This is a genomic window from Streptomyces sp. NPDC050997 (assembly GCF_040660135.1).
GTDB lineage: Bacteria > Actinomycetota > Actinomycetes > Streptomycetales > Streptomycetaceae > Streptomyces.
The window spans coordinates 290261-308208 of the sequence record NZ_JBFAGK010000006.1 but is presented as its reverse complement, the minus strand read 5'-3'; the positions used below and the strand labels follow the sequence as shown (position 1 = coordinate 308208).

Below are 17948 nucleotides of genomic sequence, written 5' to 3'. Positions count from 1 at the left end.
TCAACCCCCGGCCGGAGGTGGACCGTTGACGCTCCTGGAGGTACACGGCCTGGAGGTGACCTACCCCGGCGGGGCCGCCGCGGTGCGCGGGGTGGATCTGCGGCTCGCGGCGGGCCAAAAGCTCGGCGTCGCGGGCGAGTCGGGGTGCGACGCATCCACGCCGACGCTTGCACTGCGCCCACGCGCCGTGGTGTCAGTGCTCAACCCCCGGCCGGAGGTGGACCGTTGACGCTCCTGGAGGTACACGGCCTGGAGGTGACCTACCCCGGCGGGGCCGCCGCGGTGCGCGGGGTGGACCTGCGACTCGCGGCCGGTCAGAAGCTCGGTGTCGCGGGCGAGTCGGGGTGCGGGAAGTCCACGCTGGCTCTCGCGCTGCTGCGGCTGCTGCCGGCCGGGACCCGGGTCGGCGGGCAGGTGCTGCTGGACGGCGAGGACGTGCTGACGATGCGGTGGGGGCAGGTGCGGGCGGTCCGCTGGGCGGGTGCCTCGATCGTCTTCCAGGGGGCCATGCACTCGCTGAACCCCGTGCACCGCGTCGGCGACCAGATCGCCGAGCCGATCCTGCTGCACCGCAGGGCCACCCCGGCGGCCGCGAGGAAGCAGGCCGGGGAGCTGTTGGAGCACGTGGGCCTGCCGGCGGCGCGGGCGTCGGCGTATCCGCACGAACTGTCAGGCGGGCAGCGCCAACGCGTCATGATCGCCATGGCGCTGGCCTGCGGACCCCGGCTGATCATCGCGGACGAGCCGACCACCGCCCTCGATGTGATGATCCAGGCGCAGATCCTGCGGCTGATCGAACAGCTGGTGGCCGAGCAGGACCTGGGCCTGATCATGATCAGCCATGATCTGGCGGTCCTCTCCGACACCTGCGACCGGCTCGCGGTGATGTACGCGGGCCGGGTGGTCGAGGAGGGCCCGGCCCGGGAGGTCCACGAGGACGCCCGGCACCCGTACGCCAAGGCCCTGTCGGCCGCCTTCCCCCGCATCGGCGACCCGGCCTCCCGGTTCGCCCCGCGCGGCCTGCCCGGCGACCCGCCCGACCCGAGCGCACTGCCCCCCGGCTGCACCTTCCACCCCCGCTGCCCGGCCGCGCTGGCCTCCTGCTCCATGGACGACCAGGAACTCCGGGACGCGGACACCGACCGCCGCGCGGCCTGCGTACACGTACCGACACCGGTACGGGGACCGGCCGCCGCCGAGGACGCGAGGAGCGGCACATGACGTTGATGAGCGCCGAAGGCCTGCACGTGACGTACCCCGGCCGGCACGGCGACCCACCGGCCCGCGCGGTGGACGGCGTCGAACTCGACATCCGGGCCGGGGAGATCGTGGCCCTGGTCGGCGAGTCCGGCTGCGGCAAGACGACGCTGGCCCGCGCCCTGCTGGGCCTGGTCCGGCCGACGGAGGGCCGCGTCAGCTTCGGCGGACAGCCGCTGGAGTACTCCTCCCGGGCTCTGAAGGCGTACCGCAAACGCGTCCAGCTGGTCCTCCAGGACCCGACCGGATCGCTGAACCCCCGGCACACGGTGTACGACGCGGTGGCCGAGGGGCTGCGGATCCATGGGTACGGCGGTGAAGAGCAGGCAGCGGTCGCCGAGGCCCTGTCCCGGGCGGGGCTCAGGCCCCCGGAGCGCTTCTTCCTGCGCTACCCGCACGAGTTGTCCGGCGGCCAGCGCCAACGCGTCGTCATCGCGGGCGCGCTGGTCCTCGAACCCGAACTCCTCGTCGCCGACGAGCCGGTGGCCTCCCTGGACGCCTCGGTGCGCGGCGAGATCCTGGCCCTCCTCCTCCGCCTGCGCGACGAACTCGGCCTGTCCGCGCTGGTGGTGACCCACGACCTGGGCCTGGCGTGGAACATCGCCGACCGGGTCGCGGTGATGTACCTGGGCCGGATCGTGGAGACGGGGGACGTGGAGCAGGTCCTGACGGCACCGCGGCACCCGTACACCCAGGCCCTGTTGTCGGTCCTGCCGGAGGCGCCCGGAGACCCGGTCGTCCTCACGGGTGAGCCTCCCGACCCGTCCCGTATCCCCGGAGGCTGCCGGTTCCACGCCCGCTGCCAGGTCCTGGCGAGCGGGGAGGCGGAACGGGCGGGGGTGGCGGGGGCGTGTCGGGGGGAGGATCCCGGGGTGCTGGACGGGGGTGGGGAGGGGCAGGTGGCTTGTCACTGGGCGCGGGCGACCATCACCGCGTGATCTCGGCCACCCGCTCCACCTCGAAGCCGTCCGTGTTCGTGAGGGAGGCGGCGTGGTGCTGCGGACCGCCCGCGTGCGGGTACCGGTTCGCGAACAGCGGGGTCCAGCCATGCGCCGGGGCCGCCCCGGCAAGGGCGTCGACGTCGACCCCACAGCTCGATGTGGTGCAGCAAGGCGTCAGTCCTGAGCGTCGCCTATCGCGCCGTCCCTGACAGCACGGAGCAGAGCGCCGAGGGCGGTGGCGGACGTCTCGACGATGGTCGCCGGATCCTCACTCTCACGCAGGTGAGTACGGCCCCTGGGGTCAGTGGCGAGCTCTACGCAGGTGTCGCCACCGGGTTCGCTGAAGGTCGACTTCTGCCACGCGAGCTGGGACACGCGGATCCTCCTAGAGCAAGGGGTACAGCAGGCGTTGGATCAATCCCAGGGAGTTCTTCACCAAGAACGCCTCGGTCTCGGTCGCGGCCACCACCGGAGGCAGCGCCGCCTCGCACAGCCTAGCGAACCAGTTGCGGTACCTGGCCAGGCCTTCCGCCTCCCCCAAGTACAGGGCACGTTCGACGTGTTCGACGACGACGGTACTGAGCTGCGGCACAGCAGGTTCCAGCAACGTGAAGGAGGTGCCGAAGCCCACTCGTCCATCGAACGGGAGCACTTGAAGCGTCACGTTTGGCATCCGCGCCACCTCGATCAGCCGGAGGAGCTGATCACGCATGGTCTCTGGGCTACCCCATGAGACATGCAAGGCCGCCTCATGGATCACCGCGTGAATCTGCGGTGACCGCTCTCCAGCAAGCACGCGCTGCCGCTGCATGCGGAAGTCGATTTCCCTTTCCTGCTGTTCGGGCGAGGCCAAGGCATAGCCGCCCCGGTAGCCGGCCGTCGCGTACACCAGCGTCTGGAACAGGCCGGGGATGAACATGGGCTCGTAGCAGACGATGCGCTCTGCCCTGTCTTCGAGCTCCGCCAAGTCCAGGAGCGATGGCCGCAATTGCTCTCGGTACTCGGTCCACCACCCTTTTCCGGACTCCCCACCCAGCTCAATGAGCCCTTCCACATAGGTTGCGTCTTCGCCACCAGAAGCCGACGTAAGGCGACGCAACCGGTCCGGGGACAGGCTGGTTCTGCCCGATTCCACCGTACTGATGTGTGAAGCGTTCATCCCCATCGCCTGCGCCGCACGTATGGCCGTGAAACCAGCGCGTTCGCGGATGCCTCGAACCTCTGCGCCGAACCTCCGCTGACGGTACGTCGGGTTCGCCCTGAGTCCCATTTCACCCTCCTCGACACTGCAACTGAAGTAACCAGCAACGCACGATTCCCGCAAGCAGGTTGAGAGTTGGCAACCGATATCGCTACTCTACGTATGGCACCAGTCACAACAAGCATGCAACTGGAGGCTGCCACATGCGCACGCCCGGAACCTCTGCCACCCCCGAACTCCCCGATCCCCACTGGTCATACGGCTTCCTCATCCCCCACGACCCGCGCGCGGCCTCGGTCGTCAGAGCCGCACTCCGGGCGATCCTGCGCGCAACCCGCCTTGGCTGCGTGGCCGACACCGTCGAGTTGCTCACCTCCGAGCTGATCACCAACGCGTACCGACACTCACCCAGTGACGCCTACGTCAACGTCGAGCACACACCGGACGCCCTCACCGTCACGGTCTGGGATCACTGCGCCGACCCTCCTGTCCCCACTGGCGTCCAGCGGGACGACGACGCCGAGTCGGGGCGAGGGCTCACCATCGTCGAGGCCTGTGCGGACGAGTGGGGCGTACGGCACTTTCCGTACGGCAAGGCGGTGTGGTTCAGCGTCGTATCGAAGGTGGAAGAGGGCGGCGCGTGAGTTGTCCACAGGCCCAGCCGACGCCGGAGCCTCGCCGGTACGCTGACGGACAGTGGCCAGACCGTCGTACCGCCCTGAGGAGACCGCGCATGAGTACCGCCGCACACTCCGGCTCCGACGATTCCGTAGCGCCACAGCCGGCCGGTATCCCGGAAGACCTGCGGGCCTCCCTGGCGAAACTGGCACCCGACGCGCTCCCCAGCTTCGACGCCGAACGCTCCGTGGCGCTCCAACAGGCACGCGAGCAGGTCAGCGCCGCTCCGATGCGCCGGTTCGTGGGGCAGTGGGCGGTGTACGTAGCACTGGAGCGGCATCCCGAGCGAGCCGCCAGGCTGCGCGCCCTGGAGGCACGTGCAGCCGAGACCGAGAGCCTCGCGGAAGCGCGGACCATCGCGTCCGAGATCGGCCGGATCCTCGACATGGCGTGCGCCGAGGCCGGGGTCGAGCCCGCCCAAGGCGTGTGACGGCATGGGAGACGAAGAGGCCTGGTGCTGGGAATACGATCCCGACGCCGAACACGTCTCAGCCGGGTTCCCGCAACACATCGTCGACGAGGTCGAGCGTCTGGCGGCGGAACTGGTCGCCCTCGCCGAAGTCGGTGTCGACGTGACTGACATCGGCGAAGGACCCCGTCGTGGCGTGCCGGGCGGCGTGCGCCGCATCCCGCTGCTGTCGGACGGATGGTTCTACGCCTTGCCGCTACCCCGGCTGCGCCTTGTCGCGATCACGCGGATCATCCCGCCGTTCGACCACCTCTGACCGCGGGGGAAATCGGGGGCCGACCGACGGAGAGACCGCGGGCCGTCTCCGGCCCGCAGCCCCTCCCACACATACGACACGCGACGCGTCACGCCGCGTGCACGACGTCCTTCTCCTCGGCGAAGTGGCAGGCCGATTCGTGGGCCGCCGGAGTGTCCGCGCCCTTGAAGCGCTCCGGAACCGCCAGCAGCGGCTCCTCCTCGGCACACTTGTCCTGGGCCTTCCAGCAGCGGGTGCGGAAACGGCACCCGGAGGGCGGGTTGGCCGGGGACGGCACGTCGCCGGTCAGGATGATCCGGTCACGACCCTCACGGGCCTCCGGGTCCGGCACCGGGACCGCCGACAGCAGCGCCTGGGTGTAGGGGTGCGTCGGGTGGTCGTAGATCTGCTCGTCGCTGCCGATCTCCGCCATCCGGCCGAGGTACATGACCCCGACGCGGTCCGAGATGTGCCGGACGATCGACAGGTCGTGCGCGATGAAGAGGTAGGACAGGTTGAACTCGTCCTGCAGTCGCTCCATCAGGTTGATGACCTGCGCCTGCACCGACACGTCGAGCGCCGACACCGGCTCGTCGCAGATGATGATCTCCGGGTTGAGCGCCAGGCCGCGCGCGATGCCGATGCGCTGGCGCTGACCGCCGGAGAACTGGTGCGGGTACCGGTTGATGTACTCCGGGTTGAGGCCGACGACGTCGAGGAGGTCCTGCACCTTGCGGCGCCGGTCGCCCTTCGGAGCCACCTCGGGGTGGATGTCGTACGGCTCCCCGATGATGTCGCCGACCGTCATCCTCGGGTTGAGCGAGGTGTACGGGTCCTGGAACACCATCTGGATGTTGCGCCGGACCGCCTTCTGGGCCCGCCCGGACAGCTTGGTGATGTCCTGGCCCTTGTAGAAGACCTCGCCGGCGGTCGCCCGCTCCAGGTTCATCAGGAGCTTCGCCACCGTGGACTTGCCACAGCCGGACTCGCCCACGATGCCCAGCGTCTCGCCCTGGTACAGGTCGAAGGAGACACCGTCGACGGCCTTGACGGCGCCGATCTGCTTCTTGAACAGGATGCCCTGGGTGAGCGGGAAGTGCTTCACCAGGTTGCGCACCTGAAGGATCGGCTCGCCCCGCTCGACGGGCGCCTCGATCGCGGCGACCGCCTCCGACTCGGAGTTGACGTCCACGACCTCGACGTCGGAGACGTTCGGCGTGGCGTCCTGCGGCTCGTCGTTCTTGCTGAGCTCAGCCATGGATCGTCTCCTTCCAGAAGTGGCACGCGGAGGCACGGCCGACCAGTTCGCCGCCGTCCGGCTCGGTGACCGGGAACAGGTCCGGGATGTCCGTACGGCAGATGTCCTGGGCCTTGGGGCAGCGCGGGTTGAAGGCGCAACCGGTCGGAACGTGCAGCAGGTTGGGCGGCAGACCCTTGATCGCGTACAGCTCCTGGCCCTTCTGGTCCAGGCGCGGGATCGAGTCCAGCAGACCCCGCGTGTACGGGTGCGCCGGACGCTTGTACAGCTCGTGGACCGGGGCGCGCTCCACGATCCGGCCCGCGTACATCACCGCGATCTTGTCCGCGACGTCGGCGACCACACCGAGGTCGTGGGTGATCAGGATCAGACCCATGTTGTACTCGCGCTGCAACTCCGCGAGCAGATCCATGACCTGGGCCTGGACCGTCACGTCGAGAGCCGTGGTGGGCTCGTCGGCGATGATCAGGTCCGGCTCCAGGGCCAGCGCCATGGCGATCATGATGCGCTGGCGCATACCGCCGGAGAACTGGTGCGGGTAGTCGTTGACCCGGGCCGCGGCGGCCGGGATCTTCACCCGGTCCATCAGCTCGATCGCCTTGGTCTTGGCGTCCTTCTTGGACAGGCCCTGGTGGACGCGGAACATCTCGCCGAGCTGGTAGCCCACACTGAGCACCGGGTTGAGCGAGCTGAGCGCGTCCTGGAAGATCATGGCGATACGGCGGCCACGGATCTTGCGGCGCTCCTCGCCGGACATCTTCAGCATGTCCTGGCCGCGGAAGAGGATCTCCCCCTGCGGGATCCTCGCCGGCGGCATGTCGAGGATGCCCATGACGGCCTGCGCGGTGACGGACTTGCCGGAGCCGGACTCACCGAGCACGGCGAGCGTCTCGCCCGCGTCCACGCTGTAGTTGACGCCGTTGACGGCCTTGATGACACCCTCGCGGGTGTGGAACTCGACGTGCAGGTCACGCACTTCGAGCAGCGGTCCGCCGTCGCCCTCGCGAGGCGAGGGCACGGATACTTCTTCGATGACGGTCACGAACGCCTCCCTCAGCGCATCTTCGGGTCGAGGGCGTTGCGTACGGCCTCACCGAGCATGATGAACGCCAGCACCGTGATGCTGAGCATGATCGACGGGTAGAGCATGATCCACTGGGCCACGCGGATCGAGTTGCCGCCGTCGGAGATGTCGTTGCCCCACGACACGCCACTGAGGCCGAGGCCCAGGAAGGACAGTGTCGCCTCGGCGGAGATGTAGACGCCGAGCGAGATGGTGGCGACGACGATCACCGGAGCGAGGGTGTTCGGCAGGATGTGCCGGAACATGATCCGCGGGGTGCTCGCGCCGAGGGCCTTGGCGGCCTGCACGTAGTCGGCCTGCTTGGTGGTGATGACCGCGCCGCGCATCACGCGGGCGACCTGCGTCCAGCCGAAGAAGCCGAGCGCGCCAATGACCACCCAGGTCGTGCGCTCCTGGAAGGAGTTCAGGATGACCATGGTGCCGAGCAGGAACGGGATGCCGAAGAACACGTCCGTCAGCCGGGACAGGATCGAGTCGACGAGACCGCCGAAGTAGCCGGCGATCATGCCCACCAGGCCACCGAGGACCGTGACGACGACGGTGGTGCCGAAGCCGACGGCGATGGAGGCCCGGGCGCCGTAGATGACTCGGGCGAAGACGCTGCGGCCCTGCTGGTCGTAACCGAGCCAGTCGGCCGAGCCGACGTCGCTCAGTCTCGGCTTCTGCAGGTAGTGCTTGGCCAGGTCGCCGAGGATCGGGTCCTCGCTGGTGAACCACCCGGGGAAGAAGGTGATCAGCAGCAGCACCAGGATCAGCACGCTGGAGACGAGGAAGATCCAGCTGCGGCGCAGGTCGGCCCAGGCGTCGCCCCAGAGACTGCGCGCCTTCTCGGGTTTGGACGCGGTCACCGGCGGTGTCGCGGCCACCGGGTCCGCCGCGCCGGTCTTCACGTCGGTCTTGGTCACGTCAGGCATAGCGAATCCTCGGGTCAAGGACCGCGTAGAGCAGGTCGACGAGCAGGTTGGCGAGGAGGTAGACGAGGACGAGGATCGTCACCAGGCCGACCAGGGTGGTGCCCTCGCGGCGCACGATGGACTCGTAGATCGTGCCACCCACGCCCTTGATGTTGAACAGGCCCTCGGTGACGACGGCACCGCCCATCAGCGCACCGATGTCGGTGCCGAGGTAAGTGATCACGGGGATCAGCGAGTTGCGCATGAGGTGGACGCCCACCACACGGCTCTTGGGCAGGCCCTTGGCGATCGCGGTGCGGATGTAGTCGGCGCGCAGGTTCTCGGCGACCGAGGTCCGGGTGAGCCGGGTCACATAGGCCAGTGACGCGGCCGCCAGGACGATGGCCGGCATCAGCAACTCGTTGTAGTTCGTGGAGTCGTTGACGTTCGGTGGCAGCCAGTTCAACTCGAAGGCGAAGACGACCTTGAGGATGAAGCCGAGGACGAAGACCGGGACCGAGATCAGCAGCAGCGAGACCAGCAGGACCACGTTGTCGGTGAGCCGGCCGGCGCGCATGCCCGCCATGATGCCCAGGGCGATACCCAGGACGACCTCGATCACGAAGGCCAGGGAGGCCAGACGGAGCGTCACCGGGAACGCGTCACCCAGTACGTCCGTGACGGGGCGGCCACTGGCGATCTGCGTGCCGAAGTCGGCGTGCAGGATCATGTCCTTCATGTAGTGCCAGTACTGCACCAGGATCGGCTGGTCCAGGCCGTACTCATGTCTCAGCGCGGCGATCACCTGCGGGCTTCCGCCCTTGTCGCCGAAGAGCCCACGCACGGGGTCGCCGGGCAGGGCGTAGACCATGAGAAAGATCAGCAAAGTTGTCCCGATGAACACCGGGATCATCTGGAGCAGTCGTCGTGCGACGTAGCGCCCCATCGTGCCTCCATGTCAGTCACAGCGGCAGCCGACGGGCCCTTCCCCCGCGCATCACCTGAAGATGCGTGTGGAAAGGGCCCCCCGGCCGCTGCCGTCCCCCGGGCGCGGGCTCACCGCGCCCGGCTCAACGGGCTGTTGCGGTTACTTCTTGACCTGAACGCCGGTCAGGACCGGGTCGCCGTCCTGGGCGTACTTGACGCCGCTGACCTTCTCCGAGTAGCCCGCGTTGACCTTGTAGTACCAGAGCGGAATGCTCGGCATGTACTCGGGCAGCTTCTTCTCGAGCTGCTGGTACAGCGTCTGCGACTCCTCCAGCGACTTGGCGCCGTCGGCCTGCTTGATCAGCGTGTCGATCTCCTTGTTGGAGAAGCCACTCTGGTTGCCGTCCGAGTGGGTGCCGAACAGGTCGCGGAGGAAGTTCGCGTTGAACGGGTAGTCGAGCACCCAGCCGGAGCGGTACATCGACTTGACCTCCTGCGCGTCACGCGCCTGGAGGTCGGCCTGGAAGTCGGCCTTGGAGTCGCCGGTGCACGCGACGCCGACCGCCTTGGTGATGGAGTTGCAGACCGCCTCCACCCACTCCTTGTGACCGCCGTCCGCGTTGAACTGGATGGAGATCTTGTTGCCCGGGACGCCGCCACCCTCCTTGATGAGCTGCTTCGCCTTGGCCGGGTCGTACTTGAAGATGTCGGTGCCCAGGTCCGGCTGGTAGCCGAGAACGCCCTTGGCGACCCAGCCGGTGGCCGGCTCACGGGTGCCCTGGAGGACGGTCTTGGTGATGGTGGGCCGGTCGATCGCCATCGACAGGCCCTGCAGGACCTTCGGGTCGATGCCCTTCCACTGCTTGGTGTAGAAGGCGGGGGCGATCGTCTGGACCGCGGAGTAGGCCTGGTCCACGGCACGGTCGCCGAGGTCCGTCTTGTAGACGGGCAGGTCCTTGGGCGCGAGCTGGCGCAGGACGTCGACGTTGCCGGACTTCAGGTCCTCGTAGGCCGTCTCCAGGTTGGTGTAGTTCTTGAAGATCACACCACCGTTCTTGGCCTTGTTCGGACCCTGGTAGTCGGCGTTGCGGGCGACCTCGATCGACTTCTTGTGGTTCCAGCTGACGAACTTGTAGGGGCCGTTGCCGACCGGCTTCTCGCCCGCGGCCTTCGGGTCCTTGTAGAAGGACTCCGGAAGCGGGGAGAAGACCTCGTAGCCCAGCTTGTACACGAAGTACGGGAGCGGGCTGCTCAGCGTGATGGTGAAGGTGTTGTCGTCGACGACCTTCAGGCCGGACAGCTCGGTGGCCTTCGGCTTGCCCTTCTCGGGGGCGACGTCGGCGTAGCCCTTGATGTCCGAGAACCAGAAGCTGTTGGTCTGCTTGTTCGCGGGGGCGGCGGCCCAGTTCCACGCCTTGACGTAGGACTCGGCGGTGACCGGGGTGCCGTCGTGGAACTTCCAGCCCGGCTTCAGCTTGACCGTGAAGGTCTTGTTGTCCGTGCTGTCGACCGACTGCGCGTTCATCATGACGATCTTGCCGCTGGCGTCGTAGTCGACGAGCCCGGTGAACAGGGCCTTCGTCACGATGCTGCCGTTGGACTCCATGGTGTTCGCCGGCTGCAGCGGGTTCTGCGGCTCGCCGACCTCGATCGAGAACTTTCCGTTCGGGTCGATCGCGGCCTTGCTGTCATCGCCGCTGTCACTGCCACCACCACAGGCGGTCGCGCCCAGGGCCACAGCCGCGGCTATCGCGACCCACTTGGCGCTCTTGGCACCGCGCATGGGTTCCTCCTCATGAGTCCATTGGTTCACCGCAAGGGAGAGCACATGACACGCATCCGTCACCTCGTCGGTGCCGGAGAAAGTCAGATGCCCCCGCGCTCGTGAGTCGGCGCAGTGTGCAGCGCGTGACCCGTTGATCCGAGCTCTACGCGCCTAACTATCTGCCATGCACCATGACCGAACCACATCCCTAAGGTCTCGGTTCGATCACACCTGACGCCTACTTCTTCCAAAATCCGGACAAACGGTTTGCCGAAAGATCCCTGCGAAACGGACTTGTTACACATCTATCGGGAGTGGGTGTCCGTATTCCGGACGTGCGGCAGCGAAAAATGAGTTGCGCCTACCGAGATGGCCGTGCCGGTTTCCCCCGGCCTGCCCCGCATACCGGGGGCGCGAAGGAGACCCTGTGTGACGCACTGTCACCACGCCGCCGTGCCAGGGGCGTTCCGCGTCGTTCCGTACGGGCGAGCACGCGTGCCGACGACGACACAACGCGTCCACAGGCTCATGCCCCACGGGCGGCGGACGGGCCACTCCATCAGCAGGGTAGTGGGGACCGCCTGCCCATGAGGTCTTCCCTGTGCAAATAGAGGGTTTTCCCTATGACCCCCGGGACGACGCCGGGCACCCCCGCGGTGAAGCGAGGATGCCCGGCGTATCCGTGCGGATTGTGCGTCAGCCGTGCTTGGCGCGGCTCGCGGAGCGACCGCGCTCCTTCTGGTCGAGGACGACCTTGCGGATGCGGACGGCCTCCGGGGTCACCTCGACGCACTCGTCGTCGCGGCAGAACTCCAGGGACTGCTCCAGGGAGAGCTTGCGCGGCGGGACGATCGCCTCGAACGAGTCCGCGGCGGCGGAGCGCATGTTGGTGAGCTTCTTCTCCTTGGTGATGTTCACGTCCATGTCGTCGGCGCGGGAGTTCTCGCCGACGATCATGCCCTCGTACACCTCGGTGCCGGGGTCGGTGAACAGCACGCCACGCTCCTGGAGGTTCGTCATCGCGAAGGCGGTGACGGCGCCCGCGCGGTCGGCGACCAGCGAACCGTTGTTACGGGTCGTCAGGGTGCCGAACCACGGCTCGTGGCCCTCGTGGATGGAGTGGGCGATGCCCGTGCCGCGCGTGCCGGTCAGGAACTCGGTCCGGAAGCCGATGAGGCCGCGGGAGGGGACGACGAACTCCAGACGGACCCAGCCCGAGCCGTGGTTCGACATGTTGTCCATGCGGCCCTTGCGGACGCCCATGAGCTGCGTGACCGCGCCCATGTGCTCCTCGGGCACGTCGATCGTCATGCGCTCGACCGGCTCGTACGTCTTGCCGTCGACCTGCTGGGTGACGACCTGCGGCTTGCCGATGGTCAGCTCGAAGCCCTCGCGGCGCATCTGCTCGACCAGGATGGCGAGCGCCAGCTCACCACGGCCCTGGACCTCCCACGCGTCCGGACGCTCGGTGTCGAGCACCCGGAGCGAGACGTTACCGATCAGCTCGCGGTCCAGGCGGTCCTTGACCTGACGGGCGGTGACCTTGCGGTCCTTGACCGCGGCCTTCGCGGAGGCGCCCTTGCCGGTACCGCCGCGGCCGACCAGCGGCGAGGTGTTGGTACCGATGGTCATCGAGATCGCGGGCTCGTCGACCGTGATCAGCGGGAGCGGGATCGGGTTCTCGGGGTCGGCGAGGGTCTCGCCGATCATGATGTCCGGGATACCGGCGACGGCACAGATGTCACCGGGGCCGGCCTTCTCGGCGGGCTTGCGGGTGAGCGCCTCGGTCATCAGCAGCTCGGTGATGCGCACGTTGGACATCGTGCCGTCGCGCTTGATCCACGTGACGGTCTGGCCCTTGCGCAGCTCGCCCTGCTCGACGCGGAGCAGCGCGATACGGCCGAGGAAGTTGTCGGCGTCCAGGTTCGTGACGTGCGCCTGGAGCGGGGCCGCCTCGTCGAACTGGGGCGCCGGGACGTGCGACAGGATCGTGGAGAAGAACGGCTCCAGGCTGTCACTGTCGGCCGGGACGGTGCCGTCCTCGGGCTTGGTCAGCGAGGCCACGCCGTCCCGCGCACACGCGTAGACGATCGGGAACTCGATCTGCTCCTCGTCCGCGTCCAGGTCCAGGAAGAGGTCGTAGGTCTCGTTGACGACCTCGTCGATCCGGGAGTCGGGGCGGTCGGTCTTGTTGATGCACAGGATGACCGGCAGGCGCTGCTGGAGCGCCTTGCGCAGCACGAAACGGGTCTGGGGCAGCGGGCCCTCGGACGCGTCGACGAGCAGCACCACCGCGTCCACCATCGACAGACCACGCTCGACCTCGCCGCCGAAGTCGGCGTGGCCGGGGGTGTCGATGATGTTGATGGTGATGACGTCGCCGCCATCCTTCGGGTGGTACTTGACGGCCGTGTTCTTGGCCAGGATCGTGATGCCCTTCTCACGCTCCAGGTCGTTCGAGTCCATCATGCGGTCGTCGAGCGATTCGGCGGCGTGCGCGGCGAAGGCACCGGCCTGCTTCAGCATGGCGTCGACGAGTGTCGTCTTGCCGTGGTCGACGTGGGCGACGATGGCGACGTTGCGGATGTCGTGGCGCGTGGCCATATTGCGGCGTACTCCCGGAGTGTGAGGACGGCCCTGCTGCGTACAGCTGTGTTACGCGGGCCCTGCCGGGCGGAACATGCCACGGCCTCACCCCATGGTACGGGGCGCCAACGGAAGCGGCCCCCACAGGGGTTCCCAGCCCGGTTCAGGCGCTCTTGACCTGCGGTGCCAGCTCCACTCTCAGTTCGAGTCCCAGGGCTCGGGCAAGGCGGTCGAGGACGGGGATCGTCGGTACGGTGCCGCCGGCCTCAAGGCGCGCCACGGCCGACTGGGTCATGCCGGCCCGGCGGCCGAGTTCACGCTGCGACAGTGAGAGGTCCAGCCGCCGCCCGCGCACCGCCTCACCGAGGGCGAAGCGCAGGCGGGCGGCCGCGTACTCCTCCTCGATCTCGGGAGTGATGGGCCGGGCCCGACGGGCGTCGGCGAGGCTGGTTCGCCCGCTGTCCGTCACAGCTCCTCCTCGTCCGCGGTGTGGCCTTCGGCCTTGCACCGCTTCATGGCTTGGCGCGCCCGCTCCACCTCGGCGAACTCGCGCATCCTCGTCTTGGCGAACACGGTGAGCATGATGATGCGACGCCCCGTCGCCGTCCAGTACGTGATCCTCACTCGTTCGGCGCCGCAGTAGAAGCGCAGTTCCCTGAGTTTGCCGTCGAGCTGGCGCGTGTACGGCTCACTGAGATGGACTCCCCGCTGCTCCAGCAGGTCAAGGTGCATGAGCGCCTGCGCCCAGCGTTTGTCGTCCAGTCCGGCCAGCCACTCCGCAACCTCCGGCTCCAGTTCGACGGTACCCCATGTCATAGCATCAACGCTATGCCCGCAGGTGGCACGCCCGCAGGTGACCGATCCTGCGTTCACTCGATCGTGCGTCCGGCCGCTGCCCCACGTCATCGCGGGGCAGCGGCCGCAGCCTTTGTGAACCTGCGGGACCCTACTTCTTCGACGGGCTCACCGATGCCTTCGCACCCTTCTTGAGGAACCCCATGTCCTCGTAGACCGGGGTCTGGAAGCCGAAGGCGCCGGCGTTGGCGACGCTCTTGCGGGCGGCCGTCAGCTGCGGGCGCTGGTAGAGGGGGATGGAACCGGCGGCCGCCCAGATACGGGAGTCCGCCTTGCGGAGCAGGCTCCGGCTCTCGTCCTGGTCCAGCGTGCCGGCGGCCTGGTCGAAGAGCTGGTCGACCTGGTCGGTGCCGACGCGGGTGTAGTTCTGCTCGACGTTCAGGGAGCCGTCGGCGGCCGGCACCGGCTTGGCGAAGATGGGACGCGCGTCGGTGGCGGGGAACGCGGACGCGGGCCAGGAGTAGAGGGCGAGGTCGTACTGGCCGGACGCGATGTGGTCCTTGAAGTAGCTCTCGTCCGCGACCTTGGAGATCTCGGTGCGGATGCCGACCTTCTCCAGCATGCGGGTGATGCGGTCGGCGACGGTGCGCACACTCTCCGAGCCGGGGCCCGCGGGAAGGACGAAGCGAAGGGTGAGCGGCTTGCCGTCCTTGGCCAGCGGCGCGGCCGCGGCGCCCGCGGGGGCGGCGGTGCCCTTGGGGGCGTAGGCGCCGGGCGCGCCGCCCTGCCTCACCTGGTTGGCGTACTGCTTGCCGTCCTGGGCCAGGCGCGTCGAGCCCTTCTCCCGGTCCGTCTCGGCCCCCGCCTTGTTGTCCGCGTCCGCGTGGCCGCCCTCGCTGCCGCCGTCGTTGTCCCCGTCGACGCTGTACGTGCCGCCGTCCCCGCCCTCCGACTCCTTCTCGGTCTTTTCGGTCTTCTCGGTCTTCTCTCCCTCCGGCCCGGCCGCCTTCTCGCCCTTCTTCGGCTCCTTGACCGGTCCGCCGGGCACCCATCCGGCGTCGGCGAGCAGTGCCTGCGCCTCCGCGGTGTCCTGGCCGCCGAGCGCGCCGCTGCCGTCGGCGTACGCGGTCTGCCCGGCGAGCGCGAGGTGGCTTCCGACGGGCACCGCGGGCAGACCGAGCGGCTTGAGGACGGCCTTCGCCAGTTCCCCCCGGTCGAGGGCGCGGGCCACGGCCCGGCGGACCCGCTCGTCGGCGAGCGGACCCTCGGCACCGTTGAGGGCGAGCTGGGTGTAGGCGGGCTCCAGGGACTTGCGGACCTCGTAGCCCTGGAGGTCCTTCTGCTGCCGCTTGTACTTCGCGCTCTTCTCACGCCGCTCGCTGCCGCCCGGGCCCTGGAGCGGGGTGGTCGTGCCCTTGCCCCGGGGGCCGGCGGCGAGGGTGATGCGCCCGGCCGCGGCGGGGTCGATCTCGGCCAGGTCGATCCTGCCGGCGGCCAGCGCCGCGGCCCGCTCGGCGCGCGGTACGGCCGGGAGCACGATCTCGGACAGCTTGGCGGGGCTCCCCCACCACCGTGCGCTACGGGTGAGGGTGACCGCGCCTTCCTTGCGGTCCACCTTCTTCAGGTCGAACGGACCGGCGGTGACCTTCAGCTTCCGCCGGGCACCGTCGTTGAAGGAGTCCGGGGTGCCCATGACGTCCTTCGGGTACAGCGGCGAGAACAGCGACTGCCAGTCGGCGTACGGCCTCGCGAAGGTGACCTTGACCTCAAGGTCGTTCGCCCCGCGCTCGATCTTCTCGATGCGGTCGTAGCCGGCATTGCGGGCGGTCCAGTACGCGGTGTCCTTGCCGGACAGGGCACGCCACTGGGCGGCGAAGTCGGCGGCGCCGATCTCCCGGCCGTCGCTCCAGACGGCCTGCTGGTTCAGCTTGTACAGCACGACCTGCTTCGGCTCGGTGTCGACGACCTTCGCCGACTCCAGGTAGTCGGAGTTCCGCTGCGGCCGGCCGTTCACGTCCATCCGGTACATCGACGGCAGCACGGCCTGCGCGATCCGGGTGGTGGCCGCGTCCGCGTCCGTCTGGTACGTGTTCAGCGTCTCCGGTACGGCGTCCACCGCCCAGCGGAGGGTGCCGCCCTCGGCGATCTGGGCGCGGGCGGCCGGCGCGATGTCCTGGCCGGCGAGGGGTTTGCCCGCCGAGTCCTCGGAACTGCAGCCGGTGAGCACGGACACCGCGACCGCGCCCGTGGTGAGGAAGGCGGCCGAGCGCATCACCGCGCGCAGACCGACGCCGTCGTGGGACATCTCTGTGTACCTCCGGGAGCCGCGGGCGTTATGATCACTTTTGGCGGTATATATGGAGTTGATCACATCTATGCGGCCACTGAAGAGGAAAGGGTTCAGCAACGGAGAGCGACACGGCGACGACAGCCGGGAAACCCACCCGTGCGGCGCAACACACCACGGGATGCACCCATACGCCTCGGCCAATCGGTGCACGTCCCTTCCCACCGACCGGTGTGACGCGCAACACTCGCAGGCGCATGAACGTTGCCGCCCAGGGCACATCCGCCCACGGAAGTGAGGTCACGTCATGTCCGTGAACGACGAACTGACGTCAGTCCAGCGCAGTCTCGACGAGCTGTCCCGGTCCGTGAAACGCCTGGAACAGCAGCTCGGCAGCGGCGGCCTGGAGATGCGCCGCGTCCGGGCCGACGCGGACCGCCTGCGCGAGAGTGTCGCGCTGCTGCGGGACGCCTCCCCCGGGCCGGCCAAAACCCGGCGCCCCGAACTCGTCCCGATGTCCGACACCCCGTACGACAACAGTCTGTGGACGGACTCGGACGACGAGGGACTCGGCGCCCGGGACCGCCGCGCTCCCTAGGGCCTGTCGCCTGTCCACCTCTCCGCCTCTCCACCTGTCCACGTCCGCCGGACAGGGCAAGGCGGGACAGGACAGCACGACACAGGACAGACCCTGACCGTCCGACTCCCGACCCGACCGGAGTCATGAATTGGCCACTGGCACGGAACCCCCGGTAACCGAAGACCCCCATCGACCACGCGGCGGCGTACACACCGGTACCCGCGCCGCGATCGACGCCCCGCACCTGCGCACCGACCGCTGGTGGCTGGCCCCTGCCGCCACGGCCGCGGGCCTGCTCGCGTTCATCGTGTACTCGACCTGGCGGGCGTTCGCGAACGCCGACTACTACGCGGCGCCGTACGTCTCGCCCTTCTACTCCCCGTGTCTGGCGGAGAACTGCGAGCCGATGCGGCACGGCCCCAACACCGACCTCTTCGGCGGCTGGTGGGGCATCTCCCCCGCGATCATCATCCTGATCTTCCCGCTCGGCTTCCGCCTGACCTGCTACTACTACCGCAAGGCCTATTACCGGGGTTTCTGGGCGTCCCCGCCGGCCTGCGCGGTGGCCGAGCCGCACCAGAAGTACACGGGCGAGACCCGCTTCCCGCTGGTGCTGCAGAACATCCACCGGTACTTCTTCTACGCCGCGATCGCCGTCGCCGGGATCCTGAGCTACGACACCGTGCTCGCGTTCCGCGACGAGCACTACGCGTGGGGCCACATGGGCCTGGGCACCCTGGTCCTCCTGGCCAACATCGCGCTGATCTGGGCGTACACCATCTCCTGCCACTCCTGCCGGCACATCGTCGGCGGAAAACTCAAGCACTTCTCCAGACATCCCGTGCGCTACAAGGCGTGGCAGGTCGTGGGGAGGCTGAACGCCCGCCACATGCAGCTGGCCTGGGCGTCGCTGGTGAGCGTGGCACTCGCCGACTTCTACGTGTACCTGGTCGCGTCCGGCGTCTTCGACGATCCGCGCTTCTTCTAGATGG

General features: G+C 68.5%; 18 protein-coding genes and 2 pseudogenes. 8 read left to right on the top strand and 12 right to left on the bottom strand.

Annotation, left to right across the window (positions count from 1 at the left end; genetic code table 11):
• Window positions 1-25 precede the first annotated feature (25 nt).
• The 3 genes and pseudogenes from AB0H86_RS16625 to AB0H86_RS16615 all read left to right on the top strand — a co-directional run.
• Window positions 26-175 (top strand): annotated as a pseudogene (locus AB0H86_RS16625) (ABC transporter ATP-binding protein); the annotation flags it as partial.
• Window positions 176-225: 50 nt separating this feature from the next.
• Window positions 226-1221 carry an ABC transporter ATP-binding protein gene (locus AB0H86_RS16620; protein ID WP_362438027.1) on the top strand — a complete coding sequence of 332 codons (996 nt, stop codon included), beginning with the start codon at window positions 226-228 and terminating at the stop codon, window positions 1219-1221.
• Window positions 1218-2195, top strand: a complete 978-nt coding sequence (locus AB0H86_RS16615; protein ID WP_362438024.1) for an ABC transporter ATP-binding protein — start codon at window positions 1218-1220, stop codon at window positions 2193-2195. Before AB0H86_RS16620 ends, AB0H86_RS16615 begins: the two co-directional genes overlap by 4 nt.
• Here AB0H86_RS16615 and AB0H86_RS16610 read toward each other — a convergent pair.
• The 3 genes and pseudogenes from AB0H86_RS16610 to AB0H86_RS16600 form a co-directional block, all read right to left on the bottom strand.
• Window positions 2185-2337: pseudogene (locus tag AB0H86_RS16610) on the bottom strand (glyoxalase); the annotation flags it as partial. The gene AB0H86_RS16615 and the pseudogene AB0H86_RS16610 overlap by 11 nt on opposite strands.
• 35 nt (window positions 2338-2372) lie before the next feature.
• Window positions 2373-2573 carry a DUF397 domain-containing protein gene (locus AB0H86_RS16605; RefSeq protein WP_362438021.1) on the bottom strand — a complete coding sequence of 67 codons (201 nt, stop codon included), beginning with the start codon at window positions 2571-2573 and terminating at the stop codon, window positions 2373-2375.
• Window positions 2574-2583: 10 nt separating this feature from the next.
• Window positions 2584-3468: a helix-turn-helix transcriptional regulator gene (locus AB0H86_RS16600; protein ID WP_362438018.1), complete on the bottom strand. Its 885-nt coding sequence runs from the start codon at window positions 3466-3468 to the stop codon at window positions 2584-2586.
• 134 nt (window positions 3469-3602) lie between these two features.
• On the opposite strand from AB0H86_RS16600, the gene AB0H86_RS16595 reads away from it, so the two are divergent.
• The 3 genes from AB0H86_RS16595 to AB0H86_RS16585 all read left to right on the top strand — a co-directional run bounded on the left by AB0H86_RS16595 (window position 3603) and on the right by AB0H86_RS16585 (window position 4802).
• Window positions 3603-4043 carry an ATP-binding protein gene (locus AB0H86_RS16595; RefSeq protein WP_362438015.1) on the top strand — a complete coding sequence of 147 codons (441 nt, stop codon included), beginning with the start codon at window positions 3603-3605 and terminating at the stop codon, window positions 4041-4043.
• Window positions 4044-4132: 89 nt separating this feature from the next.
• Entirely contained in the window at window positions 4133-4507 is a 375-nt protein-coding gene (locus tag AB0H86_RS16590; protein ID WP_362438012.1) for a DUF6247 family protein, read from the top strand.
• 4 nt (window positions 4508-4511) lie between these two features.
• Window positions 4512-4802 carry a hypothetical protein gene (locus AB0H86_RS16585; protein ID WP_362438010.1) on the top strand — a complete coding sequence of 97 codons (291 nt, stop codon included), beginning with the start codon at window positions 4512-4514 and terminating at the stop codon, window positions 4800-4802.
• An 88-nt stretch (window positions 4803-4890) separates the two neighbouring features.
• Here the strand turns inward: AB0H86_RS16585 and AB0H86_RS16580 are convergent, their stop codons facing one another.
• From AB0H86_RS16580 to AB0H86_RS16540, 9 genes are all read right to left on the bottom strand, one after another.
• Window positions 4891-6039: a dipeptide ABC transporter ATP-binding protein gene (locus tag AB0H86_RS16580; protein WP_362438007.1), complete on the bottom strand. Its 1149-nt coding sequence runs from the start codon at window positions 6037-6039 to the stop codon at window positions 4891-4893.
• Window positions 6032-7081, bottom strand: a complete 1050-nt coding sequence (locus AB0H86_RS16575; protein ID WP_362438004.1) for an ABC transporter ATP-binding protein — start codon at window positions 7079-7081, stop codon at window positions 6032-6034. Before AB0H86_RS16575 ends, AB0H86_RS16580 begins: the two co-directional genes overlap by 8 nt.
• An 11-nt stretch (window positions 7082-7092) precedes the next feature.
• On the bottom strand, window positions 7093-8037 hold the full coding sequence (locus AB0H86_RS16570) for an ABC transporter permease (RefSeq protein WP_362438001.1): 945 nt from the start codon (window positions 8035-8037) through the stop codon (window positions 7093-7095).
• Complete coding sequence (locus AB0H86_RS16565; protein WP_362437998.1) at window positions 8030-8962, bottom strand: ABC transporter permease; 933 nt, start codon at window positions 8960-8962, stop codon at window positions 8030-8032. The genes AB0H86_RS16570 and AB0H86_RS16565 overlap by 8 nt, the downstream gene beginning before the upstream one ends.
• A gap of 141 nt (window positions 8963-9103) precedes the next feature.
• Entirely contained in the window at window positions 9104-10726 is a 1623-nt protein-coding gene (locus tag AB0H86_RS16560; protein ID WP_362437995.1) for an ABC transporter substrate-binding protein, read from the bottom strand.
• Window positions 10727-11404: 678 nt separating this feature from the next.
• Window positions 11405-13312, bottom strand: a complete 1908-nt coding sequence (typA, locus tag AB0H86_RS16555; protein WP_362437992.1) for a translational GTPase TypA — start codon at window positions 13310-13312, stop codon at window positions 11405-11407.
• A gap of 145 nt (window positions 13313-13457) precedes the next feature.
• Complete coding sequence (locus AB0H86_RS16550; RefSeq protein ID WP_362437989.1) at window positions 13458-13763, bottom strand: helix-turn-helix transcriptional regulator; 306 nt, start codon at window positions 13761-13763, stop codon at window positions 13458-13460.
• Complete coding sequence (locus AB0H86_RS16545; protein WP_362437986.1) at window positions 13760-14110, bottom strand: type II toxin-antitoxin system RelE/ParE family toxin; 351 nt, start codon at window positions 14108-14110, stop codon at window positions 13760-13762. The genes AB0H86_RS16550 and AB0H86_RS16545 overlap by 4 nt, the downstream gene beginning before the upstream one ends.
• 130 nt (window positions 14111-14240) lie before the next feature.
• A complete protein-coding gene (locus AB0H86_RS16540) occupies window positions 14241-16394 on the bottom strand; it encodes an ABC transporter family substrate-binding protein (protein ID WP_362437983.1) in 2154 nt (717 codons plus the stop codon).
• A 289-nt stretch (window positions 16395-16683) separates the two neighbouring features.
• On the opposite strand from AB0H86_RS16540, the gene AB0H86_RS16535 reads away from it, so the two are divergent.
• The gene (locus tag AB0H86_RS16535; RefSeq protein ID WP_362437980.1) at window positions 16684-16974 is read left to right on the top strand and encodes a hypothetical protein; all 291 of its coding nucleotides are present in this window, start codon (window positions 16684-16686) and stop codon (window positions 16972-16974) included.
• Window positions 16975-17104: 130 nt separating this feature from the next.
• A complete protein-coding gene (locus tag AB0H86_RS16530; protein WP_362437977.1) occupies window positions 17105-17944 on the top strand; it encodes a hypothetical protein in 840 nt (279 codons plus the stop codon).
• The last annotated feature ends 4 nt before the right edge of the window (window positions 17945-17948 follow it).

Excerpts from the sequence above, each read along its gene's own strand:
- AB0H86_RS16615 (WP_362438024.1), top strand. The coding sequence starts at position 1,218 with ATGACGTTGATGAGCGCCGAAGGCCTGCACGTGACGTACCCCGGCCGG.
- AB0H86_RS16600 (WP_362438018.1), bottom strand. The coding sequence starts at position 3,468 with ATGGGACTCAGGGCGAACCCGACGTACCGTCAGCGGAGGTTCGGCGCA.
- AB0H86_RS16595 (WP_362438015.1), top strand. The coding sequence starts at position 3,603 with ATGCGCACGCCCGGAACCTCTGCCACCCCCGAACTCCCCGATCCCCAC.
- AB0H86_RS16590 (WP_362438012.1), top strand. The coding sequence starts at position 4,133 with ATGAGTACCGCCGCACACTCCGGCTCCGACGATTCCGTAGCGCCACAG.
- AB0H86_RS16585 (WP_362438010.1), top strand. The coding sequence starts at position 4,512 with ATGGGAGACGAAGAGGCCTGGTGCTGGGAATACGATCCCGACGCCGAA.
- AB0H86_RS16580 (WP_362438007.1), bottom strand. The coding sequence starts at position 6,039 with ATGGCTGAGCTCAGCAAGAACGACGAGCCGCAGGACGCCACGCCGAAC.
- AB0H86_RS16570 (WP_362438001.1), bottom strand. The coding sequence starts at position 8,037 with ATGCCTGACGTGACCAAGACCGACGTGAAGACCGGCGCGGCGGACCCG.
- AB0H86_RS16565 (WP_362437998.1), bottom strand. The coding sequence starts at position 8,962 with ATGGGGCGCTACGTCGCACGACGACTGCTCCAGATGATCCCGGTGTTC.
- AB0H86_RS16560 (WP_362437995.1), bottom strand. The coding sequence starts at position 10,726 with ATGCGCGGTGCCAAGAGCGCCAAGTGGGTCGCGATAGCCGCGGCTGTG.
- typA (WP_362437992.1), bottom strand. The coding sequence starts at position 13,312 with ATGGCCACGCGCCACGACATCCGCAACGTCGCCATCGTCGCCCACGTC.
- AB0H86_RS16545 (WP_362437986.1), bottom strand. The coding sequence starts at position 14,110 with ATGACATGGGGTACCGTCGAACTGGAGCCGGAGGTTGCGGAGTGGCTG.
- AB0H86_RS16540 (WP_362437983.1), bottom strand. The coding sequence starts at position 16,394 with ATGTCCCACGACGGCGTCGGTCTGCGCGCGGTGATGCGCTCGGCCGCC.
- AB0H86_RS16535 (WP_362437980.1), top strand. The coding sequence starts at position 16,684 with ATGTCCGTGAACGACGAACTGACGTCAGTCCAGCGCAGTCTCGACGAG.